Genomic DNA, 23,678 nt, shown 5'->3' on the forward strand with positions numbered 1-23,678 from the left:
GCTTGTTGATGACGATCAGCCACTCGGGTCTGGCCAGACGGAGCTCCATCATCGGCTGACGACTGTGCCCGCCCGCGATGACCCGGGACTCCGGACCATGGCGCTCGAGTCGGGTGATCGCATCGTCGACCGTGCTGGCGCGCACATGGTCGAGAGAAGCTGGAATCGTGTCACATAGCGCTCCGGGGCCGCCGGGTTGTCAACGCGAATCGGGACGCCTCCGGGCCGCCGGGGAGTCGGCCGCCGGGAGCGACCGTCCCGCAGCGGAGAACGTCGAGGGTTCAGTGGCGGTCCCGCAACGGGAAAGGCCCCGGCGACGAATCGCCGGGGCCTCATGCACTGTCTCAACCAGCGCCCGTCCGTTCACAGCAGAACCATGACCGGAAGTCTGTACTCAGTATACAGGCACGGTGATCGGTGCCGGGGGATGGTCAGGTTCGGGTCGGCGGCCGGAGTCGTCCCCGGGCCCGAGGGCCCCGGAGCGCAGCCCCAGCTCGTGTTCGGCGACGGTGCGCACGAGACCGCGCAGCCGCTGTGCATGGCCGTAGCGCACGATGGCGTGCGCGTTCAGCCCGTCGATGATCGCCAAAAGCTGCCAGGCGACGGCGTCCGGGTCGATCGCCCGAAATTCGCCGCGCGCGCAGCCGGTGTGCAGCAGGACGGCCAGGAACGCCTGCCAGGCGTCCATCTGAACGCCCACCTCCACGGCGAGCGCAGGGTGGCGTCGGCCGAGGCTCCAGGCGTCGAGCCAGACCGCGGTCACGGTGCTGCGTTCGGGTCCGAGCAGAGTGTCGATCAGCGTCTGCAGGGCCGCCACGGCTGTCTCGCAGGGCGCCAGCTCCTCCGCCACCTCGCCGATCTCGGCGGCCACGATCGCCCCGAAAGTGGAAGCCACCAGGGAGTCCATGCTCGGTTGGTAGTGACTGACCAGGGCCGGGGTCACCCCGATCCGGGAGGCGACCGCACGCAGTGTGAGGGCCGACAAGCCCTCGTCAAGGGCGATCTCCCGGGCGGCGCGGGCGATTTCCGCCGCCCGCTCGATCGGTGCTTTGCGCCGCGATGCGCTCGGATCGGTTGACATGAAACCTGAGTCTATATATCTTTAGCCAACGGTTATTGATCAAGTGATCAATTATTCCGCAGGGAGGTCTCGTCATGCTCGTGATCAACGCGCCCGGCATCGCCGAACCGCTGACCCGCACGTCGGGCGAGGCCCGGCCGCCGCTCCGGGTCGGGCTCGTGCAGCACCGCTGGCACGTCGACGAAAACACGCTGCGCGCGGAGCTGGCCGAGGGCATCCGTCTGGCCTCCGATCAGGGTGCCCGCGTCGCCTTCCTGCCCGAGCTGACGCTGCGCAAATACCCCGGCAACTCACGGGCACAGGGTGTGCCGAAGCTGACGGCCGAGGACCTGCTGACCGGACCGACCTTCGCCTTCGCGGCTGAGCAGGCCAAATTGCACGGCGTCGTCGTGCACGCCTCCCTCTACGAGAGACCGGACGCAGAGGATGCACCGGAGGACCCGCGTGGTTACAACACGGCCATCCTGGTCTCGCCGACCGGTCGGCTGCTCGGTCGCACGCGCAAACTGCACATCCCGGTCACCGAGGGCTACTACGAGGACACCTGGTTCCGACCGGGCCCAGCCGAGGACGCGTATCCCGTCTATGCGCCGGAGGAACTGGGCGGTGCCCGGATCGGGCTGCCCACCTGCTGGGACGAATGGTTCCCCGAGGTGTCGCGGCTGTACGGCCTCGGTGGCGCCCAGCTGCTGGTCTACCCCACGGCGATCGGCTCGGAGCCCGGCTTCCCCGCGTTCGACACCCAACCGCTCTGGCGGCAGGTGATCGTGGCCAACGGGATCACCAGCGGCCTCTTCATGGTGGTGCCCAATCGTCACGGCGACGAGGGCGACCTGACCTTTTACGGCTCCTCTTTCATCTCTGACCCCTACGGTCGTGTGCTCGTGCAGGCTCCCCGTGACGAGTCCGCGGTGCTGGTTGCCGACCTCGACCTGGCACAACGGGAGGAGTGGCTCACGCTGTTTCCCTTCCTGGCCACCCGACGGCCGGACAGCTATGCGGGGCTGACCACGCCGGTCGACCCGGCTCATCCGTTCGGTGCGATGGTGACGTCGGGGGAGTCGTGACCTGGCTGATGCCGGCGGAGACCGCGCCGCAGGACCGGGTCTGGATGGCATTCCCGGTGGACGGCTACACGCTCGGCACGGATGCGTATTCCGCCGACGAGGCGCGCGGCACCTGGACCGCGGTTGCCCACGCGGTCCTCGAATTCGAACCCGTCACCATGGTCGTCGACCCGGCCGAGGTGGCGACCGCTCGGCGGTACCTCTCCGCGGAAATCGAAATCATCGAGGCACCACTTGACGACGCCTGGATGCGCGACATCGGCCCGTCCTTCGTGCTGGGTGATGACGGGCAGCTGGGGGCGGTGGACTGGGCATTCAACGGTTGGGGTGCCCAGGATTGGGCGCGCTGGGGCAAAGACATGGAGGTAGGCAGGCTCGTCACCGCCGCCTCTGGCGCGAGTGCGATCTCCTCGGTGCTCGTGAACGAGGGCGGCGGCATTCACGTCGACGGCGCGGGAACGGTGCTGGCCACGCAGACCGTTCAACTGGATCCGGGCCGGAACCCCTACGTCGACCGGGCGAGGATCGAGGCCGAGTTCGCCCGTACCCTCGGCGCCACCCGCCTGGTCTGGCTGCCGCGCGGCCTGAGCCGGGACCAGCAGCGCTACGGAACCCGCGGCCACGTCGATATGGTGGCCGCCCTCCCGTCGCCCGGAACGGTGTTGATACACGCGCAGAACGACCCGGCCCACCCGGACTATGCCGTGACCAGGCAGCTCCGCGCCGTTCTCGCCGAGGAGACGGATGCGGCGGGCCGGCCGTTCACCATCGTCGACCTGCCGGCACCGGCCGCACTCACGGACGAGGACGGCTTCGTGGACTACAACTACGTCAACCACCTCGTCGTCAACGGCGGCGTGATCGCCTGCGGCTTCGGCGAGGAACGGGCCGACCAGGTCGCCCGGGAGATCCTGGCCGCGGCGTATCCGGGCCGAACGGTCGTGTCGGTCGAGGCGCGGCCGTTGTTCGCGCGCGGCGGCGGCATCCACTGCATCACCCAGCAGCAGCCATCGGCCGGGTAGTACGCCGCGCCACGCTTGCTGCCGCAAGGTGAACGTTCAGGGGACTGTGGCACGATTGACAGGTTGGCCGCCGGGAATTCGGCTAGTCGGCGCCACCGGGACGCCGCATGCAGCACGATCTGAATCGAGTCAGTTTGAAGTTCATCGTTGGGGAAACCCTCGTCTATCCGCACCACGGTGCGGTCACCCTTACCGAGCTCTCCACCATAACGCTGAAGGGCGTCGCCCAGCCGGCGATGACGCTGCGCGTGCATTCGTCGCAGCTCACAATCCAACTTCCCATCGCGAATGCGGGGCTTGTCGGAGTGCGTGACGTCATCGATGCCGCTGGGCTGGAAGAGGTCTACAAGGTTCTACGCGAGCCGTTCACGGAGGAAGCAACGAACTGGAGCCGCCGGTTCAAAGCGAATCAAGAGAAGATGGCGAGTGACAGCGTGACGCGCGTCGCCGAAGTCGTCCGGGACCTGTGGCGCCGCGAACAGGACGGCGGCGTGTCCGCCGGTGAGAAGCGGATGCTCGCCAAGTCCCGTCAACTCCTCGAGTCTGAGCTGGCGCTGGCGCTCGGCACATCGCCGGAAGACACCGTCCTGGCTTTGGACGAGGTTCTCTCCGGAGCCCTCACCGAAGCGGTCTAGCCCCGCGCGGCGGTTCGACGCCCAAGCGATCCACCGACACGACGACGTGTCGGATGCCTTCCACGAGCGGGTGCTCGGGCCGTCGATGATTTACCGCCGCCCGTGCTTTCCGCGTCCCGGTACATCCCTGACGAGGTGCAGGAGAACTAATACCGGCTCCTGGTCGAGAAATTGCGGCCGAAGACCGTCGACCGACTCCTCGAAGTCGGATGCGGATGCGGCTGCGGCTCTTGGCCTGCCTGAGGGGAACGAGCGGTTCGCGCGGTCATGGATGGCTCTCCGAATGTGTCTTACGCCCGTTGTCCAGATAGCCACCGAGGAGTATCTTCCGCAAAGGTGGGGCGGGACGCTGGCTCACCCGATGCCAGGCGGGTCGTCCCTTGTTGAGAGGATTACTCATGAAACGCATGGTACTGGGGTGCGTTGTCGCACTCGGACTTGTTTTCGTCGGCGCCACTTCGGCTCAGGCTGGCGAGACCAGTGGCAATGGCAGTCCGGTCCCGGGCGCAACGAACGCGAGTTCGGCGTGCGCCTATTCGGGCCGGGACCTCCCCGATGCTGAGGAAAACCAGCCGCCCCAATTCAACGACGACTTCGTCACGGACGGGCGCGTGCAGAGCTACGGGCGGTTCGTCAGCCACGGCTTCAAGGATCTGGTGCCCAGCCCGGGCGAAGCCTGCCGCGGCAACGTGACGTTTGAGGAATAGGCTGCCAAGCCGCGACCTCGGGCAACTGCGAGCACAGCCCCTACGATCTTCCCTTGGTCGCTGACCTCTGGCCGCGACGCGGCCGGTCAGAGGGCCATCATGATCGTGACGGCTTCGCGGTTGCCCCGTCACGGTTGGCGACGGGGATGCGTCGGAGTTCACCGTGCGGTCGAAGACCCTCCGGGATCGACGGTCCCGTCGAGGATCGCCGGCATGAGGTGTGCGATCCAGGCGCGCACGGGAGAGGAGCCGATGATCGGTTGACAGTAGGTGGCACCAACCAGTTCTTCAGTGGCGATCGCCTGCGGGGAAAGCGGGCGGCGCCGAGCATGTCGGCGGTGAGGCTGCCGCCGGCGGACCTCCGATACGGGGTGATGGCGAGGAGACTGCGTTCCGGCCGGAGAAACGTTCGACCATAAAAAAATAGGCCGCGCAACCGGTATCGATTGTCGCGACCTATTTCCACATGACGAGTCGGAATGATCCGAATCTAATTTCTGTGCCCGAGGGGGGACTTGAACCCCCACGCCCATAAGGGCACTAGCACCTCAAGCTAGCGCGTCTGCCATTCCGCCACCCGGGCCGAGTGTTCCAGCGGCCGTTCCCGGCCGCCGAATATGTAATCTAGCACGGATTTCGAGGCCCTCCAGCCGCGCCCACCGTCGCCCGCCGGCGGCGAGGCCCGGTAGCGTGACACGCATGCTTTCCTTTGCTGACAACACGCCGGCCGACGCTGCACTGGACCTCACGGCCACGATCGCTCGCGACCTCATCCGTTTCGACACGACCAACTATGGCGAGGGCCGTTCGAACGGCGAAACGGATGCCGCCGAGTACGTCGAGGCGAACCTGCGGTCTCTCGGCCTCGCCCCGCAGCTGTTCGATTCAGAACCGGGCCGCACGAGTGTCGTCGTGCGCGTTCCGGGTCGTGACAGCAGCCGCGGGGCGCTGGTGGTCCACGGCCACCTCGACGTCGTTCCCGCTGACCCGGAGGCCTGGTCGGTGGACCCGTTCGCCGGCGTGATCAAGGACGGCCTCCTGTGGGGCCGCGGAGCCGTTGACATGAAGAACATGGACGCCATGATGCTCGCGTCGCTCCAAAACATCCTCGGCTCCGGCCAGGAACCGGCCCGTGAACTGATCGTGGCGTTCTTCGCCGACGAGGAGGCCGGGGGAGTGCTCGGCTCACACTACCTCGTCGACACCCGTCCGGAGCTCTTCCAGGGCGCCACCGAGGCCATCAGCGAGGTCGGGGGCTACTCGATCACGCTCGGCGGTCAGCGTGCCTACCTGCTCCAGACGGGCGAGAAGGCGCTGATCTGGATCAAGCTTGTGGCGCGGGGCGAGGCGGCCCACGGGTCCCGGCTGATCCGTAGCAACGCCGTGACCCGGCTCGCCGAGGCTGTCGCCAAGGTCGGACGACGCGAGTGGCCGATCCGTCTGACCGAGACCACCACCCAGCTGTTGGCGGAGCTGGCACGGGTGCTCGACGTCGACCCCCAACGTGTTGGTCCCGACGAGCTGGCCCTCGCCACTGGCACGGCATCGGGCTTCATCCAAGCGAGCCTGCGCACCACGACCAATCCCACCGTTCTGCACGCCGGGTACAAGCACAACGTCATCCCGGACCGGGCCGAGGCGCTCATCGACATCCGCACCCTGCCCGGCGACGAGGATTCCGTACTCGCCGAAGTGGCCGCGCTGGTCGGCCCCGACATCGAGATCGTGATCATGCACCGCGACATCGGTCTCGAAACAGAATTCGGCGGGCCCCTCGTCGACGCGGTCGTCGAGACCCTTGGCCGACACGATCCGGGCGCTCCGGTGCTGCCCTACCTGCTCTCCGCCGGCACGGACAACAAGGCCCTCAGCACCCTCGGGATCAAGGGTTACGGTTTTGCCCCGCTCAAGCTCCCCGCCGACCTCGATTTCCCGGCGATGTTCCACGGGGTCGACGAACGGGTGCCTCTCGACGCGTTAGTGTTTGGCAGGCAGGTCCTGACCGACCTGCTCTCGAACTACTGAACAGCAAAAGGGCATTTCGTGAACTTCATCGACGCACTCATCCTGGGACTCGTGCAGGGACTTACCGAATTCCTCCCGGTCTCCTCCAGCGCCCACATCCGTATCGTCGGGGAATTCCTAGGAACCGGAGGTGACCCGGGAGCCCGCTTCACCGCGATCATCCAGATCGGTACCGAGGCTGCCGTGGTGATCTACTTCTGGCGCGATATCGTGCGCATCATCGGGCAGTGGTCCAAGTCCCTCGTCGGCAAGGTTCCGCGCGCCGACCCGGACGCGCGGATGGGCTGGCTGATCATCCTTGGATCGCTGCCCATCGTGGCGCTCGGCCTGCTCTTCCAGGACCAGATCGAGTCCTCGCTCCGCAACCTGTGGATTACCGCCAGCGTGCTGATCGGCTTCGGCCTCCTGCTCGGCATCGCCGACTACGTCGGGGCCAATCGCCGCCGGCTGGGCGACCTCACCGTGCCCCATGGCATCGTCTATGGCTTCGCCCAAGCCCTCGCGTTGATCCCCGGCGTATCCCGCTCGGGAGGCACGATCACCGCCGGCCTGTTCATGGGGTACGAGCGCGCCGCCGCCGCCCGCTACGCTTTCCTGCTCGCCATCCCGGCCGTTCTCGGCAGCGGGCTGTTCCAGGTGTACAAATCGATCGTCAAGCCGTGCCTGGAGGGTGCGACAAACTGCACCCCGGAGATTTTCGGCCCGTGGGACACCCTGGCGGCCACGGTCATCGGCTTCGTCGTCGCCCTGTTCGTGATCAAGTTCTTCATGAGCTATATCTCCAGACGTAGCTTCCTGCCGTTCGTGATCTACCGCATCGTGCTCGGCCTCGTGCTGATCGGCCTGCTGGTGACGAACACCATCTCCGCCTAGTTAGGCTGGGAGGATGCGTGCCTGGCGACGACCCGAAATTCCGCAACTCCCCGGTCAGTCCGGCGCACCCTGGCTGCACGATACCGCCACCGCGGCCCTGATCGAGGCCAAACCCACTGACGTCGCCCGGCTGTACGTGTGTGGGATCACCCCCTACGACGCCACGCACCTCGGCCATGCGGCCACCTACCTGGCCTTCGACACTCTGCAGCGGGTCTGGCTGGACGGCGGCTATCGGGTGCACTACGCCCAGAACGTGACGGATGTCGACGACCCGCTCCTCGAGCGAGCCGCCGCCACCGGCGTCGACTGGGAGGTTCTCGCCGAGTCGCAGGTGAACCTCTTCCGCACCGACATGGAGGCACTGGGGATCATCCCGCCAAACGACTATGTCGCCGTCACCGAGGTCATCGACGAGATTGCGGATGCCGTGGCCCAGCTCTGGGATGCCGGCCTCGCGTACCCGGTCCCCGTGGACGCGGCCGCCGCAGGCGCGCCCGAGCCGACGGCGGCCGCCGGTTCCGACATCTACTTCGACATTGAGGCCGCGCAGCGCGCGACCTCGTGGACGCTCGGCGACGAGAGCAATCTCGACTCCGAGGCCATGCTCACCCTGTTCTCCGAACGCGGGGGAGACCCGGCCCGTCCCGGCAAGCGGGACGTCCTCGACCCGCTGCTCTGGCGCTCGGCCCGCCCCGGGGAACCGTCCTGGGCGTCGCGCGTCGGCGCCGGCCGTCCGGGCTGGCACATTGAGTGTTCGGTCATCGCACTGAAGGAACTCGGCACGGACTTCACGGTGCAGGGCGGCGGCAGCGATCTGATCTTCCCGCACCACGACATGAGTGCGGGGCACGCGGCAGCCCTATCCGGGCATCCGCTGGCCGGCGTCTACAGCCACACCGGCATGGTGGCCTATCAGGGCGAGAAGATGAGCAAGTCGCTCGGAAATCTGGTGCTCGTGTCCAAACTGCGCACCGCGGGAACCGACCCGCGAGCAATCCGCCTGGCCCTGCTCGACCAGCACTACCGCGCCGATTGGGAGTGGACGAACGCGCACCTTCGGGCGGCGGTGGCCCGCCTCGCGACCTGGACCGCGGCCTTCGGGACAGCGGGCACGGCCGGAACCCTCGACACGCACGCGGTCATCGAACGGCTGCGGGCCGCCCTCGCCGCCGACCTCGACACCCCGAGCGCGCTGGCGGTCGTGGATGCCGCCGCAGCCGACTCCGACAGAGTCGACGATCCGGCACTGCTGGCCCGCGCGGTCGACGCGCTGCTCGGCGTGGCTCTTTAGGGCTGGCGGGGCGAGTCGGTCGGCGGGCGCCCCTCGCCGGGGCCGTCCCGGCCATCGCCGCGCTTGCGCAGGTATTTCTCGAATTCCTGGGCGATCGCTTCGCCGCTGGCCTCCGGGGAATCGACCGTGTCGCGAGCCTGTTCGAGCTGCCCGATATAGGCCGCCATCTCGTCGTCCTCGGCCGCCAGCGTGTCGATGCCGCTTTGCCATTCATCGGCCTCGCTCACCAGGTCGCCGCGCGGGATGACGACATCGATGATCTCCTCAAGCTTGTCGATCAGTGCCAGCATCGCCTTCGGCGACGGCGCATTGTGCACGTAGTGGGGGACGGACGCCCAGATCGACAGGGTCGGAATGCCGACCTCCTCCGCGGCGATCGCGAGCACGCTCAGGATGCCGACGGGGCCTTCGTAGGTGCTGCGCTCAACCTGAAGTTCGGCTCGTACCTGCGGGTTGTCGCTGGAGACGAAGATGGAGATAGGCCGGGTGTGAGGAACGTCGGCCAGCATCGCCCCGAGGAACACGATGCCGCCGACATCCGCGGCGAGGGCGGCGTCGAGAATCTCTGCGGCGAATCCCTTCCAGCTGCGGGACGGTTCCGTTCCAAGGAGCAGATAGATGTTTCCGGCGTTCGTGCCGCTGACGCGCAGCTGGGCGTCGTCGGCCAGGGGAGCCCCGGCCTCGGCGGGGGTCGTCGGTCCGTAGAGTACCGCACCCGGCCACTCCAGTTTGCGCCGGCCGTCTTCGCCGCCGGCCGAAATGGTGGGCCGGTTGAACTGATAGTCGAAGTAGATCTCTGGGTCGATCTCCGCGACCGGGGAGACATCCAGCAGATCTTTCAGGGTGCCCACGGCGCCGGTCGCCGCCTCGCCGGCGTCGTTCCAACCCTCGAACGCCACCACCAGGAGGCGACCGTTGAGGAACCCATTAGCCTCTGTCACTGTCCGAAACCTCTTTCGACGGGGTGCCCCGCACGGCGCACCATCCATCAAGGATAGGCGGTGCCCCCTACACTTGAACTCCGTGAACGCGATCCGAATCAATTCCCCCCTGCCTGCGGCCGTGCTCTGGGACATGGACGGCACCATCGTGGACTCCGAGCCGTACTGGATGCGGGCCGAGACGGAACTGGTCGAGTCCTTCGGCGGCGTCTGGTCCCACAGCGACGCCATGCTGCTGGTCGGTTCCGGCCTCGAGGGTTCCGCGGTCATCCTGCAGGATCGGGGCGTCGATCTGGCCGGCGACGCCATCGTGCACCGGCTCACCAGCCGTGTCCAGGAACTCCTGAGAACCTGCGGTCCCCCGTGGCGGCCCGGCGCGCTCGAGCTGCTCGCCGAGCTCAAGACCGCCGGCGTCCCCATGGCGCTGGTCACCATGTCACAGCAGCGGATGGCACGACAGATCGCCGAACTTGTCGGATTCACCGCCTTCGACACCATTATCGCCGGCGATATGGTCACGAACAGCAAGCCGCATCCAGAGGCGTACCTGACGGCTGCCGGGCTGCTCGGCGTCGACCCCGAGCACTGCATCGCGGTCGAGGACTCCATTCCGGGCATCGCGGCCGCCGTGGCATCCGGGGCCGTCGTCGTCGGCGTCCCGCACATGGTCTCCCTGCCCGAGAGTGCGCACTACGAGCTCTGGCCGACCCTCGCCGGTCGCACTCTGCACGGTTTCACCTCGCTGTACACCGCCCGTCGCGGATCCCTCGGCCGCAAGCCGGCCCCGACCGACCCACACTGACCCGAGAGCAAGGACGTAACGCACGCATGAGCGACAATCAGGTCATCCAAAACAGTGGACCCTTCCGGATCGGCGACCGGGTACAGCTGACCGGACCCAAGAACAAACTGAACACGATCACCCTGGAACCAGGCAAGGTCTTCCACACCCACCGGGGAATCCTGGCGCACGATGACGTCATCGGTGTCTCGGACGGCTCGGTCGTCACGAACAACGTCGGCGTGGAGCACCTCGCCTTGCGGCCGTTGCTGAACGACTTCGTGATGTCGATGCCGCGAGGCGCTGCCATCATCTATCCCAAGGACGCCGCCCAGATCATCGCGCAGGCCGATATCTTCCCGGGGGCGACTGTGGTGGAGGCCGGCGTCGGTTCCGGCGCCCTGTCGCTCTGGCTGCTGCGCGCCATCGGCCCCGCCGGGAGGCTGGCCTCATTCGAACGCCGCAGCGAGTTCGCGGATGTCGCCCGTGACAATATCGCGACCTTTCTCGGGTCTGATCCCGCCAACTGGAGCATCACGCTCGGCGACCTCGCCGATACCCTCCCCGACACGATGCCGGCCCAGAGCGTGGACCGGGTCGTGCTCGACATGCTCGCGCCCTGGGAGTGCCTGGGCTCTGTTTCGGACGCGCTCAAGCCAGGCGGAGTGCTGCTCTGCTACGTGGCCACGGTGACCCAACTCTCGCGGGTGGCCGAGGCCATTCGTGCGACCGCTTTCTACACGAACCCGGACTCGAACGAGACCATGGTTCGCGGGTGGCACGTCGAGGGTCTCGCCGTGCGGCCCGATCACCGGATGATCGGGCACACGGGTTTCCTGATCACGGCCCGCCGTCTCGCCCCGGACACGATTCTTCCCGAATTGAAGCGCCGTCCGTCGAAGACCGACTTCTCCGATGCCGATGTGGAGGCCTGGACGCCGGGCGCCCTCGGCGAACGCAGTGTCAGCTCGAAGGTCATGCGCAAGCGCGTGCGGATGGCCGAGACAGGCGCGGCCATCTCGAAGGCTCGCGGGCTCGACGCGGGCGAACCCGACGACCTCGCACCCAACGCCCGTTAGGATTGTTTCGGCCTGTCATCCGGCCCCGAATTTGCCCCTGTCCCGCATAATCGCCTGCCCCACACTGAAATGAGATCCCGTGCGTAGAGCTCCTGCACTCATCGCTTCCGCTGGCCTGCTGGTCGCGGTCCTCACCGGCTGCAGCACCCCCGTCGACGCCGCAGACTGCCAGGCGCCGGTCACGAAGGGGGCAGCGTCGAAGCTCGTGTCGGTGTCGGGCGAATTCGGCTCCGCGCCGACGGTGGACTTCCCGACCCCGTTGAAGACGGACTCCACCCAGGCCAGTGAGATCATCGCCGGCACGGGTGCCGGTCTCGTCCCGGATCAGCTGGTCAAGCTCGACCTCAGCCTCTACAACGGTACGACGGGTGCGTTGATCAGCGCGGGAGAGTACGACGGGGTCAACCAGGCCAGCATCGTCCTGGACGACGAACAGTCGCTCCCGGGCCTGGCGATGGGCCTGGAGTGCGCCCAGGTCGGATCCCGGCTGGCTCTCATCGTCTCCCCGGACGACGGGCTCGGTCCGGCCGGCGGAGACCCCAACAGTGGCATCGGCGCCGACGACTCGCTGGTCTTCGTGATCGACGTCGTGCGAGCCAACCTGCTCCGGGCCAACGGCGCCAACCAGTCGGTCGCGAGCGGGCTTCCGTCCGTTGTCCTTGCGACTGATGGAACCCCCGGCCTCACCATTCCGTCGAGTGAGCCGCCGACCGAGCTGCAGATCGGCGTCCTCAAGAAGGGCGATGGCGAGCAGGTCGCGGAAGGCGACACTGCGACCCTGCACTACACGGGCGTGCTCTGGAACGAGAACACGGTCTTCGATTCCAGCTGGCAGACCGGGAAACCGGCCGAGTTCCTGATCGTGGACGGTTCGAAGACCGAGGGCGGGCTGATCCCCGGGTTCGCCCAGGCCATCATCGGGCAGACTGTCGGTTCGCAGGTCATCGCCGTCATCCCGGCCGATCAGGCTTATGGTGATGAGGCCTCGCAGAAGATCCCCGCAGGCTCAACGCTCGTGTTCGTCGTCGATATCCTCGGCGTGAACTAAGTCTCGGCCTGCAAGCGGCGGATAGACTCGCAGCGTGCCGTCCACCATTGAAAAGAACAGCCGTGTTTCGGTAGAAGAACGCCTGTTCAGCCTGGTACTTGCGCTTATCGCAACGGAAGTCGGGTTGACCAAGGCCGATATTCTGTCCACCGTGCAGGGGTACCGCCAGCGCTATCTCCCCGGCGGAGACAACGCGAGCCTGGAGCGGCAGTTCGAACGAGACAAAGACGACATCCGCGAACTGGGCATTCCGCTCGAGGTGGTTGAGCCGCCGGACGATCCCGGGAGCAACCACCATTTGCGCTACCGCATCCCCAAGGGACTCTACGAGCTTCCGGCGGACGTGACTTTCAGTCCGGACGAGCTCATGCTGCTGAAGCTTGCCGCGACGGTCTGGCGGGAGGGCTCCCTGTCTGCGGAGTCCAGGCGTGCGATGACTAAACTGCATGCGCTGGGCATCGACTCGAGCGATCCCGTGCTCGGTTACTCGCCGTCCCTGCGCGTGCGGGAGGCGTCCTTCGAACCGCTCAGCAAGGCAATGGATCGCGGTCAGGTTGTGGCATTCCTCTATCTGAAGCCCGGCGAGGCGGCGGCGCGCCGCCGTCAGGTCGAGCCCCGCGCCATGGTGTTGCACGACGGACGATGGCACCTGTTCGGCACCGACCAGGATGCTGCGGCAACCCGCACGTACCTGCTCTCCCGGATCGTGGGCCCGGTGGTGACGGTCCCCGGAGCCTCGTTCGTGGCGCACGGTGACGGTCAGGGGCAGGAAGCGCTCAGCGAGCTCGAGGCGCTGTGGACCGCCAACATCGCCGTGATCGCCGCCCGGCCGGGCAGCGATGCCGCGGTGAGACTGTCGAAACGAGTCGCCCCGGGAGAGATTCGAACGAACGCGGACGCATCCGCTCTCCACCTGAACTTCACCGATCTCAACGTGTTCGCCGACGAGCTCGCCGGCTACGGCCCGGAGGTTCTGGTGCACTCGCCCGCGGCCCTGCGCACGGCGGTCCGGTCCCGCCTGATCACCGTGCGGGATGCCCACACCGATTTCGATCTGAATGTGCACCCGGATACCACGACGGCGGCCGACGAATGAACGGCGGTCCGGCACTCGGAGCATCCGACAAGCTGACCTTCCTCCTGGCGCTGGTTCCCTTCCTGATGGACCATGACCGCATCAGCGTGACCGACGTCGCCGCGCACTTCGGGGTGTCGCCTGACCGGGTGCGGGACGCGGTCAATCTCATCGCGGTTTCCGGCATCCCCGGGGAAACCCGCCAGTACCTGCACGGCGACCTGTTCGATATCCATTGGGACGAGTTCGAAACGAACGACCTCATCGTGCTCACCCACCTCGTGGCCATCGACGACTCGCCGCGCTTCTCCGCCCGGGAAGCCGCCGCGCTGATCGCCGGCCTTCAATACCTGTCGTCGCTACCGGAGAATGCCGACGTCGACGCGATCGCGTCGCTGATGGCGAAACTCACCCGCAGCGCCTCAGCGGCTCCCAGCCAAGTTGCCGTCTCCGGCACGGATGCCCGCAGCAGTATTTCGGTCGTGCAAGCCGCGGTCCGCGGCGGAGTACAGATCGAGTTCGACTACCTGAATGCCCGCGGCGAGAATGAACTGCGCCGGGTCGACCCGTGGCGCATCCAGTCTGTGGACCGGGACTGGTACCTGCGCGGCTGGTGCCACCTCCGCGAAGCGGCCCGCACCTTTCGCCTCGACCGAATGAGCGATCTGCACGTGACCGACGTGCCGACCAGCCCCCGGTCCGCCGATGCTGTGCCGACCGAGACCCTCTTCGAGGGCTCCGCGTCCGACCAGGATGTGACGGTTGAACTCCCGACGTCTGCCGTTCCGCTGCTCGCAGACTACGCACCATACGGCGCCCCCGGCGCACACGGGGACCGCGTGCGGAGGACACTCAAAGTGGCTCACTATCACGGCCTCAAACGCCTCGTCACCGGCCTCGCCGGAGTCGTGGAAGTGGTTGACCCGGCCGAGGCGCGCGCGGTCGTGCGCGAGTGGGCGGCCGCCGGCGTGGCCCGCTACGACGAGTCCGAACCGACAGACGCGGGGGAGTAGATGATGCCGTGGTGGTCGTGGGCACTGATCTGGATCGGCCTGGTGCTCGGCCTGCTCGCGATGCTGGCCTGGTTCGGATTCGCCCTGTTCAAGAAGGTCATGGCCACACTGGAGGCCCTTCAAGAACTCGGCGATCTTGTCGCTGACGTCACCCGGGGGCAGGAGATGCCGCCGTCGGACCGGTTCCAACCGGCCGTCTTCACAAAGCCCGCCGACCTCTACCGCGCTCTCGAACTGTTTCAGCGTGACCGGGCGCAACGTCGACAGCGGCGGCGGGATTCCTCGATCGCCAGAGGTAAACTGTTTATAACTCAACCATTGACCCAGAGGACAGATACTGATGCTTAACAACCTGACCGGATGGCACTTCCTGATCATCCTCGTCATCGTTCTGCTTCTGTTCGGTGCGCCCAAGCTTCCCGGCCTCGCCCGCAGCCTCGGGCAGTCCATGAAGATTTTCAAGAACGAGATCAAGAGCGATAAAGAAGACGCCGAAACCACCGGCAGCGCTGAGGACTCTTCGAAGGCCGCCGGCACAGCCGACCCGACGACGAAATCGTAAGTCCCGTGGCGGGGCGAATCCCTCGGCGCACGGCCACTGATGGAAAAATGTCGCTGGGCCAACATCTGCTAGAGCTGCGCAAGCGTCTCTTCCTCGCTGCGGCAGGAATACTGGTTGGTGCGATCGTCGGCTGGTTCCTGTCCGATTTCGTGTGGGACGCCCTGCGCGAGCCGATCTACGCCATCATCGAGGCGCAGGACCGCACGGCTCAGCTGAACTACCCAGACATCACTAGTGCCTTTGACCTGAAGTTGAAGATCGCCTTCTACGTGGGGCTCGTCGTGTCCAGCCCGGTCTGGCTCTTCCAGATCTTCGCGTTCCTGGTTCCCGGCCTCACCCGCATCGAAAAGCAGTACACCTTCGGCTTCCTCTTCACCGCCATTCCGCTGTTCCTGGCGGGCTGCGCTGCGGGATGGTTCGTTCTGCCGAACATCGTCGGACTGATGACGAGTTTCGCACCCAAGGAAGACGCCGCTCTCATCGTCGCGCAAAGTTACCTCGATTTCGTGTTGAAGCTCATGATCGCGATCGGTGTGGCATTCGTGCTCCCCGTCTTCATCGTTCTGCTCAACCTGGCCGGAGTGATCAGTGCTCAGTCGATCATCAAATCCTGGCGGATCGCAGTGCTGTTGATCACGCTGTTTACCGCGATCGCCACCCCCGCTGCCGACGTGATCTCGATGTTCCTTCTTGCCATCCCTATGGTCCTGCTTTACTTCGCCGCCTATGGAATCGCGTTCCTCCACGATCGACGTGCCGCCCGCCGCGCCCGTTCCCTCGAACAGGAGTTGGCGCTCTGAGCGCATCCGATGACCAACCTTGAATCGCCCGCGGAACGCTATGCCGCCTCCCGAGCCCGCGCCGGCCGGCCCCGCCTGGAGTCATTCCGCACCGGGCTCCGCTTCGGACTGGATCCCTTCCAGCTGGCCGCTTGCGCGTCTCTCGAGGACGGTAACAGCGTGCTTGTGGCCGCGCCCACGGGTGCCGGCAAAACCCTGATCGCCGAGTTCGCGATCTATCTGGCAATGCAGAGCTCACGGAAGAAGGTCTTCTACACCGCCCCGATGAAGGCGCTGAGCAATCAAAAGTTTCAGGAACTCGTCGCAGAATACGGGGCGGATGCCGTGGGCCTGCTCACCGGCGACACGAACGTGAACCCGCAGGCCCGCATCGTGGTCATGACGACCGAAGTGCTGCGCAACATGCTCTACGCCGATTCGGACCTCCTCACAAACCTTGCCTTCGTCGTGTTGGACGAGGTCCACTTCCTGGCCGACCGGTTCCGCGGTGCCGTCTGGGAAGAGGTCATCATCCATCTGCCCCAGGACGTACGTCTGGTCTCGCTCAGCGCCACGGTCTCAAACGCCGAAGAATTCGGCGACTGGCTGCAGGCCGTCCGCGGCGAAACGGATGTCATCGTCTCCGAAGAGCGGCCGGTTCCGCTCGAACAACATGTGCTGGTCAAGAGCAAAATGATCGACCTCTTTGACGCAGCCGGCCTGGCCGGGACCCACCGGGTGAACCCGGAGCTGGTGCGGCTGGCCCAGTCGGGCGGGCGCGCACCCGGCGTCCGCTCGGCGAACGGACGCCGGGGCGGCGACCGCGACCGCGGCCGGGGGACCCAGCCGCGTGGCGGTTTCGAACCGGGGCGGATGGACCGCTCCGACATCGTGCGGCTGCTCGAGGGCAAACACCTGCTCCCGGCGATCTTCTTCATCTTCAGCCGAGTCGGCTGCGACCAGGCGGTCCGCCAGGTACTGCGGGCCGGCGTGCGCTTGACCGACGCTCAGGAGCGCGAGGAGATCCGGCAGATCGTCGACGAGCGCTGCCGTACGCTGCTCGACGAAGACCTCGGCGTGCTCGGCTACTTCGAGTGGCTCGACGGCCTCGAGCGGGGTGTCGCCGCCCACCACGCCGGGCTGCTTCCGGCGTTCAAGGAGGTCGTCGAGGAGCTGTTTCAGAAGAAGCTCCTAAAGGCCGTCTTCGCCACGGAAACCCTGGCGCTCGGCATCAACATGCCGGCCCGTACGGTGGTGCTCGACAAGCTCGAGAAGTTCAACGGCGAGGCGAGAGTGCCGGTCACCCCGGGGGAGTACACCCAGCTGACCGGTCGGGCCGGGCGGCGCGGCATTGACATCGAGGGCCACTCGGTGATCCAGTGGGCTTCCGGACTCGACCCTCAGACGGTGGCGTCACTCGCGTCTCGACGCACCTACCCGCTCAATTCCAGCTTTAAGCCGACCTACAACATGGCCGTCAACCTGATCGACCAGTTCGGTCGGGAACGCACGCGTGAGGTCCTCGAGTCCTCGTTTGCCCAGTTCCAGGCCGATCGGGCGGTCGTCGACCTGGCACGCAGAGTGCGCCAACAGGAAGAGTCACTGACCGGGTTCGCACAATCCATGGTCTGCCACCTGGGCGACTTCACCGAATACTCCGCCATCCGTCGCAATCTCACCGACGTCGAGCGCCAAAATGCGGCGGGGGAGACCGGCGCCCGTGCGGCGCGCGAGCGCCGCCAGCGCGAACTCGGCAGCCTGCGTAAGCGCATGCGCGAGCATCCGTGCCATAGCTGCCCTGAGCGCGAGCAGCACGCACGGTGGGCACAGCGCTGGTGGACGCTGAGGCGAGACACGGATACCCTCACCCAGCAGATTACGACACGCACCGGCGCCGTCGCACGCGTCTTCGACCGGGTGACCGAAGTTCTCATGGGCTACGGCTATCTCCTCGAGAACCCCGACGGCACGGCCACGCTCAGCCCGAGCGGCCTGATCCTGCGGCGCATCTACGCGGACCGTGACCTCCTGGTAGCGGAATCGCTGCGCCGGGGCCTGTGGAACGACCTCGACCCAGCGGGTCTCGCCGCCATGGCCTGCGCTCTCGTTTTCGAACCCCGCCGCGAAGAGGGTTTGATCGACGAACGCTACCTGCCCAAGGGCGCCTTCCGCGAGGCCCTGCACGAGACCCAGGAGTTGTGGAGCCGCCTCGATGATCTCGAACGCGATCACAAGCTTCCCGGCAGCAACCCCCTCGCGGTGGGACTCAGCCTGGCGATATGGAAGTGGGCGCGAGCCGGTTCGCTCATCGACGTCCTGGATGAGGCCGAGATGGCGGCGGGCGACTTCGTGCGCTGGACGAAGCAGACCATCGACCTTCTGGATCAGCTCTCGGTCGTGGCCGACGACCCCGTCGGCCGCACCGCTCGCAAGGCCATGGATGCGATCCGCCGTGGGATCGTGGCCTACTCGTCAGTCGCCTAGGCTGATGACGTGATCTCGGGGACCCTTCGGCCATTGGCCCTCCCGTTGCCGGCCGCTATGCTGCTCGCCGCGGCGGCCGGCGCGATCTTGGACGCCGGGTTTCCCGATCGGTCGTGGTGGATTCTGGCCCTGGTCGGAGTCTTCCTGATGCTCTTCGCCTTACTGGGGCGTGGTTTCTGGTCCGGCCTGCTCATCGGGTTGGTGGCCGGATCAGCGTTCTGGTTGATCCACATCAGCTGGCTGACGCTCTATCTCGGACCTGTGCCCTGGCTGGCACTGGCCGGCTTGCAAACCATATTCTTCTGTATCAGCCTGGCGCTGATCGGTGTCGTGCTCGAAACGGGGCCGCGGGTGTGGCCGACCAGCCTGGGCCGCCTCGGCGTAGTGCCGGTGGTCGTGGCTGGGCTGTGGACGGCGCGGGAAGCACTCGCCTCGGTATGGCCGTATGGCGGATTCGCTTGGGGCAGGGTGGCCATCTCCCAGTCCGAGAGCCCGTTCAATTCACTGGTGGCCTGGGTCGGCATGTCGGGGCTCAGCTTCGTCCTGGTCTGGCTTTGCGCCCTGGCTCTGCAGTTGCTCCGCGAAACCCCGGTGCGACTCACCGTGCGCTCAGGCATCGCCGCAGGGACGATCGCGGTCGTATTGGTCGTACCGGCCTGGCCGACGGTACAGACGGGGGAGGTGCGTCTGGCTGCCATCCAGGGTGCATCGGATGCCGGTCTGTTCGCGCGCTACTCACCGGGGCAGATCCTGGCGGATCACACTTCGGCGACCTTGGCCGTCATCGACGAGGAGGTCGACTTCGTCGTGTGGCCGGAGAACGCCAGCGACATCGACCCCCTTCGTTCAACGGATGCCGCCAAGAACCTGGACTTCCTCAGCCGCCGGATGGGCGTCCCGATCATCGCGGGAGCGATAACGCAGCGGAACAACAAGATCTACAACAGCTCTCTGCTGTGGCAGGAGGGGGAGGGCGCCGTCGACATCTACGACAAGGTGCATCCGGTGCCCTTCGCGGAGTACATGCCGGACCGTGCGTTCTGGCGGCCATTTGCTCCCGAGCTGATCGACCTGGTCGCGCGCGACTACGCCATCGGCACCCGGGACAACGTTTTCGACATCAACGGGATCGTGGCGGGACTCGCCATCTGCTTCGATATCGCCGACGACCAGCTCGTTCAGGAAATGGTCGACGACAAAGCCGAGATCATCCTTGCCCAGACGAACAACGCCGACTTCGGCCGCACCGACGAGAGCGTGCAGCAGTTGGCCATCGCGCGACTCCGAGCCATCGAAGCCGGGCGCACGGTCGTGAATATCTCCACCGTGGGCACCAGCGCCATCATCACGCCGGATGGTGCCACGCTCGACAGTCTGCCGACCTGGCTGCCCGGAGCGATGGTGCAGTCAGTTCCCCTGAGCGACACGGTCACCCCCGCGATGGCTGCGGGACGGGTAATCGAGTGGCTGGTGTGCGGCCTCGGCCTTGCCGGGTTTGTACTGTGCTCTCGTAACGCGCTACGCGCCCGACGGAATCGGGCGCGTGGCATGTGATCCTGATCAGTTCAGCGGCACGAAAAAGAACCGATCAGGCGCCGATCTTCTGCTGTCCGCGACGCTCCCGCAGGAACGTCAGCCGTTCCTCAAGGAGTTCCTCGAGCTCGGCCCGGGTGCGTCGCTCCAGGAGCATGTCCCAATGCGTACGCGGTACTTTCTCGTCGGAATGGTCAACTATCACCGGTTTGGAGTCAACCAACCGGGTTGCTGTCTGTGAACAGAAGCGACATTCCCATTCGTCAGGAGCTTCCGCCTCTGCCGAGAAGATCATGACCGTCTCCCGTGCGCACGTCGCACACAGATACGTGTGACTAACTCGTGGTGAAAAGGTTACGCCCTCTTCGCTCTGAAGGCTTTGTGCGCCTAACCTCATGCCACGCAAACTGCGATCCGCCATCGTATGGTCTCCTCTCGCGATACAGCTTCTAGGTATAAACCATCAAGCTGGACGTTATCTTTCCGTTATGTGACTTCTCGGAGCGAACTCTCAGGCTCGCGCCGCGATGATCGCCACGGCCAGGTCGCACCGGTCGGTGACGATCCCGTCGACACCGAGGTCCAGGAGCCGGATCATGGACTCCGCATCGTTGATGGTCCAGACATGCACCTCCACCTCGGCCGCGTGCATGCCGCGAATGAAGCGGGGAGTGAGGATGCGAAGGAAACGAACCGACTCCGGCACCTGCACGGCGGCAAAGCTCCTCAGGGAGTGCCGAACCGGAGCGGCAAGGCCCAGTTCGGCGGCCAAAACGGCGCGCATCAAGACCGACGCGGATGCCGATGTGGCCACCCCGGGGAGCAGCGCAGCCGTGCGGCGACGGCGGTTCTCGGAGAAAGAGGTGATCAGCACCCGGTCGATGGCGCCGGCGTCCCGGACCGCCGCGGCCGTGGCCTCGACGGCGGCCAATGATTTGACGTCGATGTTGAACCGGGCCTCCGGGAAGACGTCAAGTCCCTCGCGAAGGGACGCGAAGGATTGCCCCTGACCGAGTCCGACCCGGCGCAGCTCGCCCATGGTGAGCTGATCGAGGCGAATGCGGGTTCCGGCCACGTCGTGTTCAGCGTCGTGGCTGAGCACGGCGATTCCGTCGTCCGTGGCGTGGACATCCGTCTCGATGTGGGTCGCGCCGACCGCGAGCGCGTGCCGGAACGCCAGCAGGGTGTTCTCCGGTGCATCAAGGGAGAGGCCGCGATGGGCGAAAACGCGCGGCCCGACCCCCTCGAGGTACATCGCCGCCTACGCCTCCGGGACGGCGGGGGGCCGGCCGGCCGGCCCGGCCGGCCCGGCCTGCCCGGTCTGCCCGGTCTGCGCGGTCTGCGCGGTCTGCGCGGTCTGCGCGGGGGCGGCCGAGCCGCCGACGGCATGGCCGAACGCCGCCCCGATGCCGTTCATCGCGGCGGTGAGTTCGCTGGGCACGATCCACAACTTGTTCGCACTGCCCTCCGCGAGCTTGGGGAGGGTCAGAAGGTACTGATAGGCCAGGAGCTTCGGATCCGGGTCACCGTCGTGGATCGCCCTGAATACCGTGGTGATGGCCTCCGCCTCACCCTGGGCGCGCAGAACGGCTGCCTTCGCGTCACCCTCCGCCGACAGGATGGCGGCCTGCCGAGCTCCCTCGGCCGTCAGAATCGCCGACTGCTTCGTGCCCTCGGCGGTCAGGATGACCGCGCGGCGGTCACGCTCGGCGCGCATCTGCTTCTCCATCGAATCCTGGATGGACAGGGGCGGGTCGATCGCCTTCAGCTCCACCCGTCCGACTCGGATACCCCACTTGCCGGTCGCCTCGTCCAGCACGATCCGTAGTTGCCCGTTGATATTGTCGCGGCTGGTCAGCGCCTCTTCAAGGTTGAGGCCACCGACCACATTGCGCAGGGTCGTCGTCGTGAGCTGCTCGACCGCGCCCAGGTAATTCGCGATTTCGTAGGTGGCGGCACGTGCATCCGTGACCTGAAAATAGACCACGGTGTCAATGGACACCACGAGATTGTCCTCCGTGATCACCGGCTGCGGGGGGAAGGAAACGACCTGTTCGCGCATGTCCAGCAAGGGTCGCACCCGGTCGATGAAGGGAACCAGGATGTTCAGGCCCGGCTCGAGCGTCTTGTGATACTTGCCCAGACGCTCGACGACGCCGGCGTTGGCCTGCGGGATGATCTTGATGGCCCGGACTAGAACGACGACGACGAACACCCCGAGTACCAAGAGGAGGGCGGCAATGAAGATTTGCCCAATGAATTCACCGGTGGAGAGCACTATGTGATGTTCCTTTCCGAGGGATGAACGACGGCGGTGGAGCCTTCGATCGCGGTCACGCGAACAATCTCACCGGGTTCGGCGGATTGCGTGTCGGTGTCGGGGGAGAGGCGGGCTGTCCAGGTTTCGCCGTTGGCCAGTTTGACCATTCCACCCGAGGGGCGAACGGTGGACAGTACTTGTGCGGTCATGCCGAGCAGTGCGGCGACATTGCTCGGTGTGTGATCGGCACCCTTCCTCATCAGCCGCAGGAGAACCGGGCGTATGAGCAGGATGAGGAGCACGGATACCACGGCGGCCGTGACGATCTGGAGCCACCACACGGCTCCCAGCAGGTTCGCCCCCAGGCCGGCCAGGCTTCCGACAGCAATCATCAGAAAGGTGAACTCGAGCGACAGCAGCTCGATGATCACGCAGACGAGGATGAAGACGAGCCACACGATCCACAAGTAGTCGGTCAGATCAGCCATCAATTTTGGAGCCTCTCACGTGACGTTTCCCTATCGAAGCTATCACCTGCTCGTTGGCCGGAGTCGAGACTGGCCGAGGCTGAGTCCCGCCGCTCATGTTGGTAGGGTTGGGCGTTGTGACTACTGCACCCAAAAATCCCCTCGACGCCGGCTCTCTCATCGGCAAACGCGCCCTGGTCACGGGGTCGTCCCGTGGTGTCGGAGCGGCCACCGTCGGCCTCCTCGCCGAGGCGGGCGCCAGCGTCGCGATCAACTTCCGTAACAAGGAGGCACGGGCGATCAAGGTCGCCGATGCGATCCGCGCCGCAGGTGGCACGGCAATCACGGTCGGTGCAGATCTGACGGATGCTGCATCCGTCGAGTCCATGTTCGAAACCATCCGTGCGGAGTTCGGCGGCCTCGACATCCTCGTCATGAACGCCTCCGGTGGCATGGAAAGCGGCATGGCCGAGGATTACGCCATGCAGCTGAACCGGGACGCCCAGGTCAACCTGCTGCACGCGGCACGGCCCTTGCTCGCTCCGGGTGCCCGCGTGGTGTTCGTCACCAGCCACCAGGCCCACTTCGTCGAGACCACGACCACCATGGCCGAATACGAGCCGGTCGCCCGGAGCAAGCGCGCCGGCGAGGACGCACTGCGCGCCCTCATCCCCGAGTTCGCCGAGGCCGGCATCGGTTTCGTCGTTGTCTCCGGCGACATCATTGAGGGCACGGTCACCGCCGTCCTGCTCGAGCGAGCCAGCCCGGGCACCATGACCGCGCGTAAGGATGCCGCCGGCCGGTTGTACAACGTCAGCGAATTCGGCGCCGAGGTTGCGTTGGCGGCCGTCGAGGCCGTGCCGGAGAACAACACCAGGTACGTCGGGGACATCGCGGACTACGTCGGCGAAGCCGCCAGTCGAAACTGACGTCGCGGGCAGCACGTGCAGTG

General features: G+C 66.2%; 24 protein-coding genes, 1 tRNA gene and 1 pseudogene. 18 read left to right on the forward strand and 8 right to left on the reverse strand.

The features are described 5' to 3' along the window. Positions 1-34 precede the first annotated feature (34 nt). Both E3O28_RS16765 and E3O28_RS00200 read right to left on the reverse strand, forming a co-directional pair. Positions 35-145: pseudogene (locus E3O28_RS16765) on the reverse strand (xanthine dehydrogenase family protein subunit M); the annotation flags it as partial. A gap of 249 nt (positions 146-394) precedes the next feature. Further along, complete coding sequence (locus tag E3O28_RS00200; RefSeq protein ID WP_104102113.1) at positions 395-1,081, reverse strand: TetR/AcrR family transcriptional regulator; 687 nt, start codon at positions 1,079-1,081, stop codon at positions 395-397. Between the two features lie 74 nt (positions 1,082-1,155). Here E3O28_RS00200 and E3O28_RS00205 point away from each other — a divergent pair, with 74 nt between their 5' ends. From E3O28_RS00205 to E3O28_RS00220, 4 genes are all read left to right on the forward strand, one after another. After that, positions 1,156-2,148, forward strand: a complete 993-nt coding sequence (locus E3O28_RS00205) for a nitrilase-related carbon-nitrogen hydrolase (protein ID WP_134342876.1) — start codon at positions 1,156-1,158, stop codon at positions 2,146-2,148. Then, positions 2,145-3,170, forward strand: coding sequence for an agmatine deiminase family protein (locus E3O28_RS00210; RefSeq protein ID WP_104102107.1), 1,026 nt, complete (start codon positions 2,145-2,147; stop codon positions 3,168-3,170). Before E3O28_RS00205 ends, E3O28_RS00210 begins: the two co-directional genes overlap by 4 nt. A 134-nt stretch (positions 3,171-3,304) precedes the next feature. Further along, on the forward strand, positions 3,305-3,805 hold the full coding sequence (locus E3O28_RS00215; protein WP_104102105.1) for a CarD family transcriptional regulator: 501 nt from the start codon (positions 3,305-3,307) through the stop codon (positions 3,803-3,805). A 398-nt stretch (positions 3,806-4,203) separates the two neighbouring features. Continuing rightward, on the forward strand, positions 4,204-4,512 hold the full coding sequence (locus E3O28_RS00220) for a hypothetical protein (RefSeq protein WP_104102102.1): 309 nt from the start codon (positions 4,204-4,206) through the stop codon (positions 4,510-4,512). A gap of 500 nt (positions 4,513-5,012) precedes the next feature. Here E3O28_RS00220 and E3O28_RS00225 read toward each other — a convergent pair. After that, positions 5,013-5,095 (reverse strand) — tRNA-Leu (locus E3O28_RS00225). Positions 5,096-5,211: 116 nt separating this feature from the next. Between E3O28_RS00225 and E3O28_RS00230 the strand changes: the two genes are divergently transcribed. The 3 genes from E3O28_RS00230 to mshC are packed head-to-tail and all read left to right on the forward strand — an operon-like array spanning position 5,212 to position 8,704. Beyond that, entirely contained in the window at positions 5,212-6,537 is a 1,326-nt protein-coding gene (locus E3O28_RS00230; RefSeq protein ID WP_134342878.1) for a M20/M25/M40 family metallo-hydrolase, read from the forward strand. A gap of 18 nt (positions 6,538-6,555) precedes the next feature. Then, entirely contained in the window at positions 6,556-7,410 is an 855-nt protein-coding gene (locus tag E3O28_RS00235; RefSeq protein WP_134342879.1) for an undecaprenyl-diphosphate phosphatase, read from the forward strand. A gap of 13 nt (positions 7,411-7,423) precedes the next feature. Further along, positions 7,424-8,704, forward strand: coding sequence for a cysteine--1-D-myo-inosityl 2-amino-2-deoxy-alpha-D-glucopyranoside ligase (mshC, locus tag E3O28_RS00240; protein WP_134342880.1), 1,281 nt, complete (start codon positions 7,424-7,426; stop codon positions 8,702-8,704). Here the strand turns inward: mshC and E3O28_RS00245 are convergent. Next, positions 8,701-9,645, reverse strand: a complete 945-nt coding sequence (locus E3O28_RS00245) for a PAC2 family protein (RefSeq protein ID WP_241972944.1) — start codon at positions 9,643-9,645, stop codon at positions 8,701-8,703. The genes mshC and E3O28_RS00245 overlap by 4 nt on opposite strands. A 91-nt stretch (positions 9,646-9,736) precedes the next feature. Between E3O28_RS00245 and E3O28_RS00250 the strand changes: the two genes are divergently transcribed. The 10 genes from E3O28_RS00250 to lnt all read left to right on the forward strand — a co-directional run bounded on the left by E3O28_RS00250 (position 9,737) and on the right by lnt (position 20,020). Then, positions 9,737-10,447, forward strand: coding sequence for an HAD family phosphatase (locus E3O28_RS00250; protein WP_277874667.1), 711 nt, complete (start codon positions 9,737-9,739; stop codon positions 10,445-10,447). A gap of 26 nt (positions 10,448-10,473) precedes the next feature. Beyond that, positions 10,474-11,505 (forward strand): tRNA (adenine-N1)-methyltransferase, encoded by a 1,032-nt coding sequence (locus E3O28_RS00255; RefSeq protein WP_134342882.1) that lies wholly within the window; start codon positions 10,474-10,476, stop codon positions 11,503-11,505. Between the two features lie 79 nt (positions 11,506-11,584). Next, a complete protein-coding gene (locus E3O28_RS00260) occupies positions 11,585-12,553 on the forward strand; it encodes an FKBP-type peptidyl-prolyl cis-trans isomerase (RefSeq protein WP_104102087.1) in 969 nt (322 codons plus the stop codon). A gap of 34 nt (positions 12,554-12,587) precedes the next feature. Continuing rightward, the gene (locus E3O28_RS00265; protein WP_241972945.1) at positions 12,588-13,649 is read left to right on the forward strand and encodes a WYL domain-containing protein; all 1,062 of its coding nucleotides are present in this window, start codon (positions 12,588-12,590) and stop codon (positions 13,647-13,649) included. Further along, complete coding sequence (locus tag E3O28_RS00270; RefSeq protein ID WP_134414988.1) at positions 13,646-14,641, forward strand: WYL domain-containing protein; 996 nt, start codon at positions 13,646-13,648, stop codon at positions 14,639-14,641. Before E3O28_RS00265 ends, E3O28_RS00270 begins: the two co-directional genes overlap by 4 nt. Before the next feature lie 3 nt (positions 14,642-14,644). Then, on the forward strand, positions 14,645-14,989 hold the full coding sequence (locus E3O28_RS00275) for a hypothetical protein (RefSeq protein WP_134414989.1): 345 nt from the start codon (positions 14,645-14,647) through the stop codon (positions 14,987-14,989). After that, entirely contained in the window at positions 14,982-15,203 is a 222-nt protein-coding gene (gene tatA / locus E3O28_RS00280; protein WP_134342885.1) for a twin-arginine translocase TatA/TatE family subunit, read from the forward strand. Before E3O28_RS00275 ends, tatA begins: the two co-directional genes overlap by 8 nt. 47 nt (positions 15,204-15,250) lie before the next feature. Beyond that, a complete protein-coding gene (gene tatC / locus E3O28_RS00285) occupies positions 15,251-16,003 on the forward strand; it encodes a twin-arginine translocase subunit TatC (RefSeq protein ID WP_104102077.1) in 753 nt (250 codons plus the stop codon). A gap of 9 nt (positions 16,004-16,012) precedes the next feature. Beyond that, the gene (locus E3O28_RS00290) at positions 16,013-18,466 is read left to right on the forward strand and encodes a DEAD/DEAH box helicase (RefSeq protein ID WP_134342886.1); all 2,454 of its coding nucleotides are present in this window, start codon (positions 16,013-16,015) and stop codon (positions 18,464-18,466) included. A 9-nt stretch (positions 18,467-18,475) separates the two neighbouring features. Next, the gene (lnt, locus tag E3O28_RS00295) at positions 18,476-20,020 is read left to right on the forward strand and encodes an apolipoprotein N-acyltransferase (RefSeq protein WP_241972946.1); all 1,545 of its coding nucleotides are present in this window, start codon (positions 18,476-18,478) and stop codon (positions 20,018-20,020) included. A 34-nt stretch (positions 20,021-20,054) separates the two neighbouring features. Here the strand turns inward: lnt and E3O28_RS00300 are convergent, their stop codons facing one another. The 4 genes from E3O28_RS00300 to E3O28_RS00315 all read right to left on the reverse strand — a co-directional run bounded on the left by E3O28_RS00300 (position 20,055) and on the right by E3O28_RS00315 (position 22,747). After that, entirely contained in the window at positions 20,055-20,420 is a 366-nt protein-coding gene (locus tag E3O28_RS00300; RefSeq protein WP_104102069.1) for an RNA polymerase-binding protein RbpA, read from the reverse strand. Positions 20,421-20,510: 90 nt separating this feature from the next. After that, positions 20,511-21,254 carry a glycerophosphodiester phosphodiesterase family protein gene (locus E3O28_RS00305; RefSeq protein ID WP_134342887.1) on the reverse strand — a complete coding sequence of 248 codons (744 nt, stop codon included), beginning with the start codon at positions 21,252-21,254 and terminating at the stop codon, positions 20,511-20,513. A 6-nt stretch (positions 21,255-21,260) separates the two neighbouring features. After that, positions 21,261-22,277, reverse strand: a complete 1,017-nt coding sequence (locus E3O28_RS00310; RefSeq protein WP_134414990.1) for an SPFH domain-containing protein — start codon at positions 22,275-22,277, stop codon at positions 21,261-21,263. After that, entirely contained in the window at positions 22,277-22,747 is a 471-nt protein-coding gene (locus E3O28_RS00315) for an NfeD family protein (RefSeq protein WP_174720217.1), read from the reverse strand. Before E3O28_RS00315 ends, E3O28_RS00310 begins: the two co-directional genes overlap by 1 nt. Positions 22,748-22,863: 116 nt before the next feature. Between E3O28_RS00315 and E3O28_RS00320 the strand changes: the two genes are divergently transcribed. Further along, positions 22,864-23,655, forward strand: a complete 792-nt coding sequence (locus E3O28_RS00320) for an SDR family oxidoreductase (RefSeq protein WP_233191461.1) — start codon at positions 22,864-22,866, stop codon at positions 23,653-23,655. The last annotated feature ends 23 nt before the right edge of the window (positions 23,656-23,678 follow it).

The sequence above is a fragment of the Cryobacterium sp. TMT2-14 genome (assembly GCF_004402465.1).
Lineage (GTDB): Bacteria > Actinomycetota > Actinomycetes > Actinomycetales > Microbacteriaceae > Cryobacterium > Cryobacterium sandaracinum.

Coding starts and splice junctions, on each gene's coding strand:
- E3O28_RS00270 (WP_134414988.1), top strand. CDS start 13,646: ATGAACGGCGGTCCGGCACTCGGAGCATCCGACAAGCTGACCTTCCTC.
- E3O28_RS00200 (WP_104102113.1), bottom strand. CDS start 1,081: ATGTCAACCGATCCGAGCGCATCGCGGCGCAAAGCACCGATCGAGCGG.
- E3O28_RS00305 (WP_134342887.1), bottom strand. CDS start 21,254: ATGTACCTCGAGGGGGTCGGGCCGCGCGTTTTCGCCCATCGCGGCCTC.
- E3O28_RS00275 (WP_134414989.1), top strand. CDS start 14,645: ATGCCGTGGTGGTCGTGGGCACTGATCTGGATCGGCCTGGTGCTCGGC.
- tatC (WP_104102077.1), top strand. CDS start 15,251: ATGTCGCTGGGCCAACATCTGCTAGAGCTGCGCAAGCGTCTCTTCCTC.
- E3O28_RS00255 (WP_134342882.1), top strand. CDS start 10,474: ATGAGCGACAATCAGGTCATCCAAAACAGTGGACCCTTCCGGATCGGC.
- E3O28_RS00230 (WP_134342878.1), top strand. CDS start 5,212: ATGCTTTCCTTTGCTGACAACACGCCGGCCGACGCTGCACTGGACCTC.
- E3O28_RS00315 (WP_174720217.1), bottom strand. CDS start 22,747: ATGGCTGATCTGACCGACTACTTGTGGATCGTGTGGCTCGTCTTCATC.
- tatA (WP_134342885.1), top strand. CDS start 14,982: ATGCTTAACAACCTGACCGGATGGCACTTCCTGATCATCCTCGTCATC.
- E3O28_RS00290 (WP_134342886.1), top strand. CDS start 16,013: ATGACCAACCTTGAATCGCCCGCGGAACGCTATGCCGCCTCCCGAGCC.
- E3O28_RS00220 (WP_104102102.1), top strand. CDS start 4,204: ATGAAACGCATGGTACTGGGGTGCGTTGTCGCACTCGGACTTGTTTTC.
- mshC (WP_134342880.1), top strand. CDS start 7,424: ATGCGTGCCTGGCGACGACCCGAAATTCCGCAACTCCCCGGTCAGTCC.
- E3O28_RS00300 (WP_104102069.1), bottom strand. CDS start 20,420: ATGGCGGATCGCAGTTTGCGTGGCATGAGGTTAGGCGCACAAAGCCTT.
- E3O28_RS00205 (WP_134342876.1), top strand. CDS start 1,156: ATGCTCGTGATCAACGCGCCCGGCATCGCCGAACCGCTGACCCGCACG.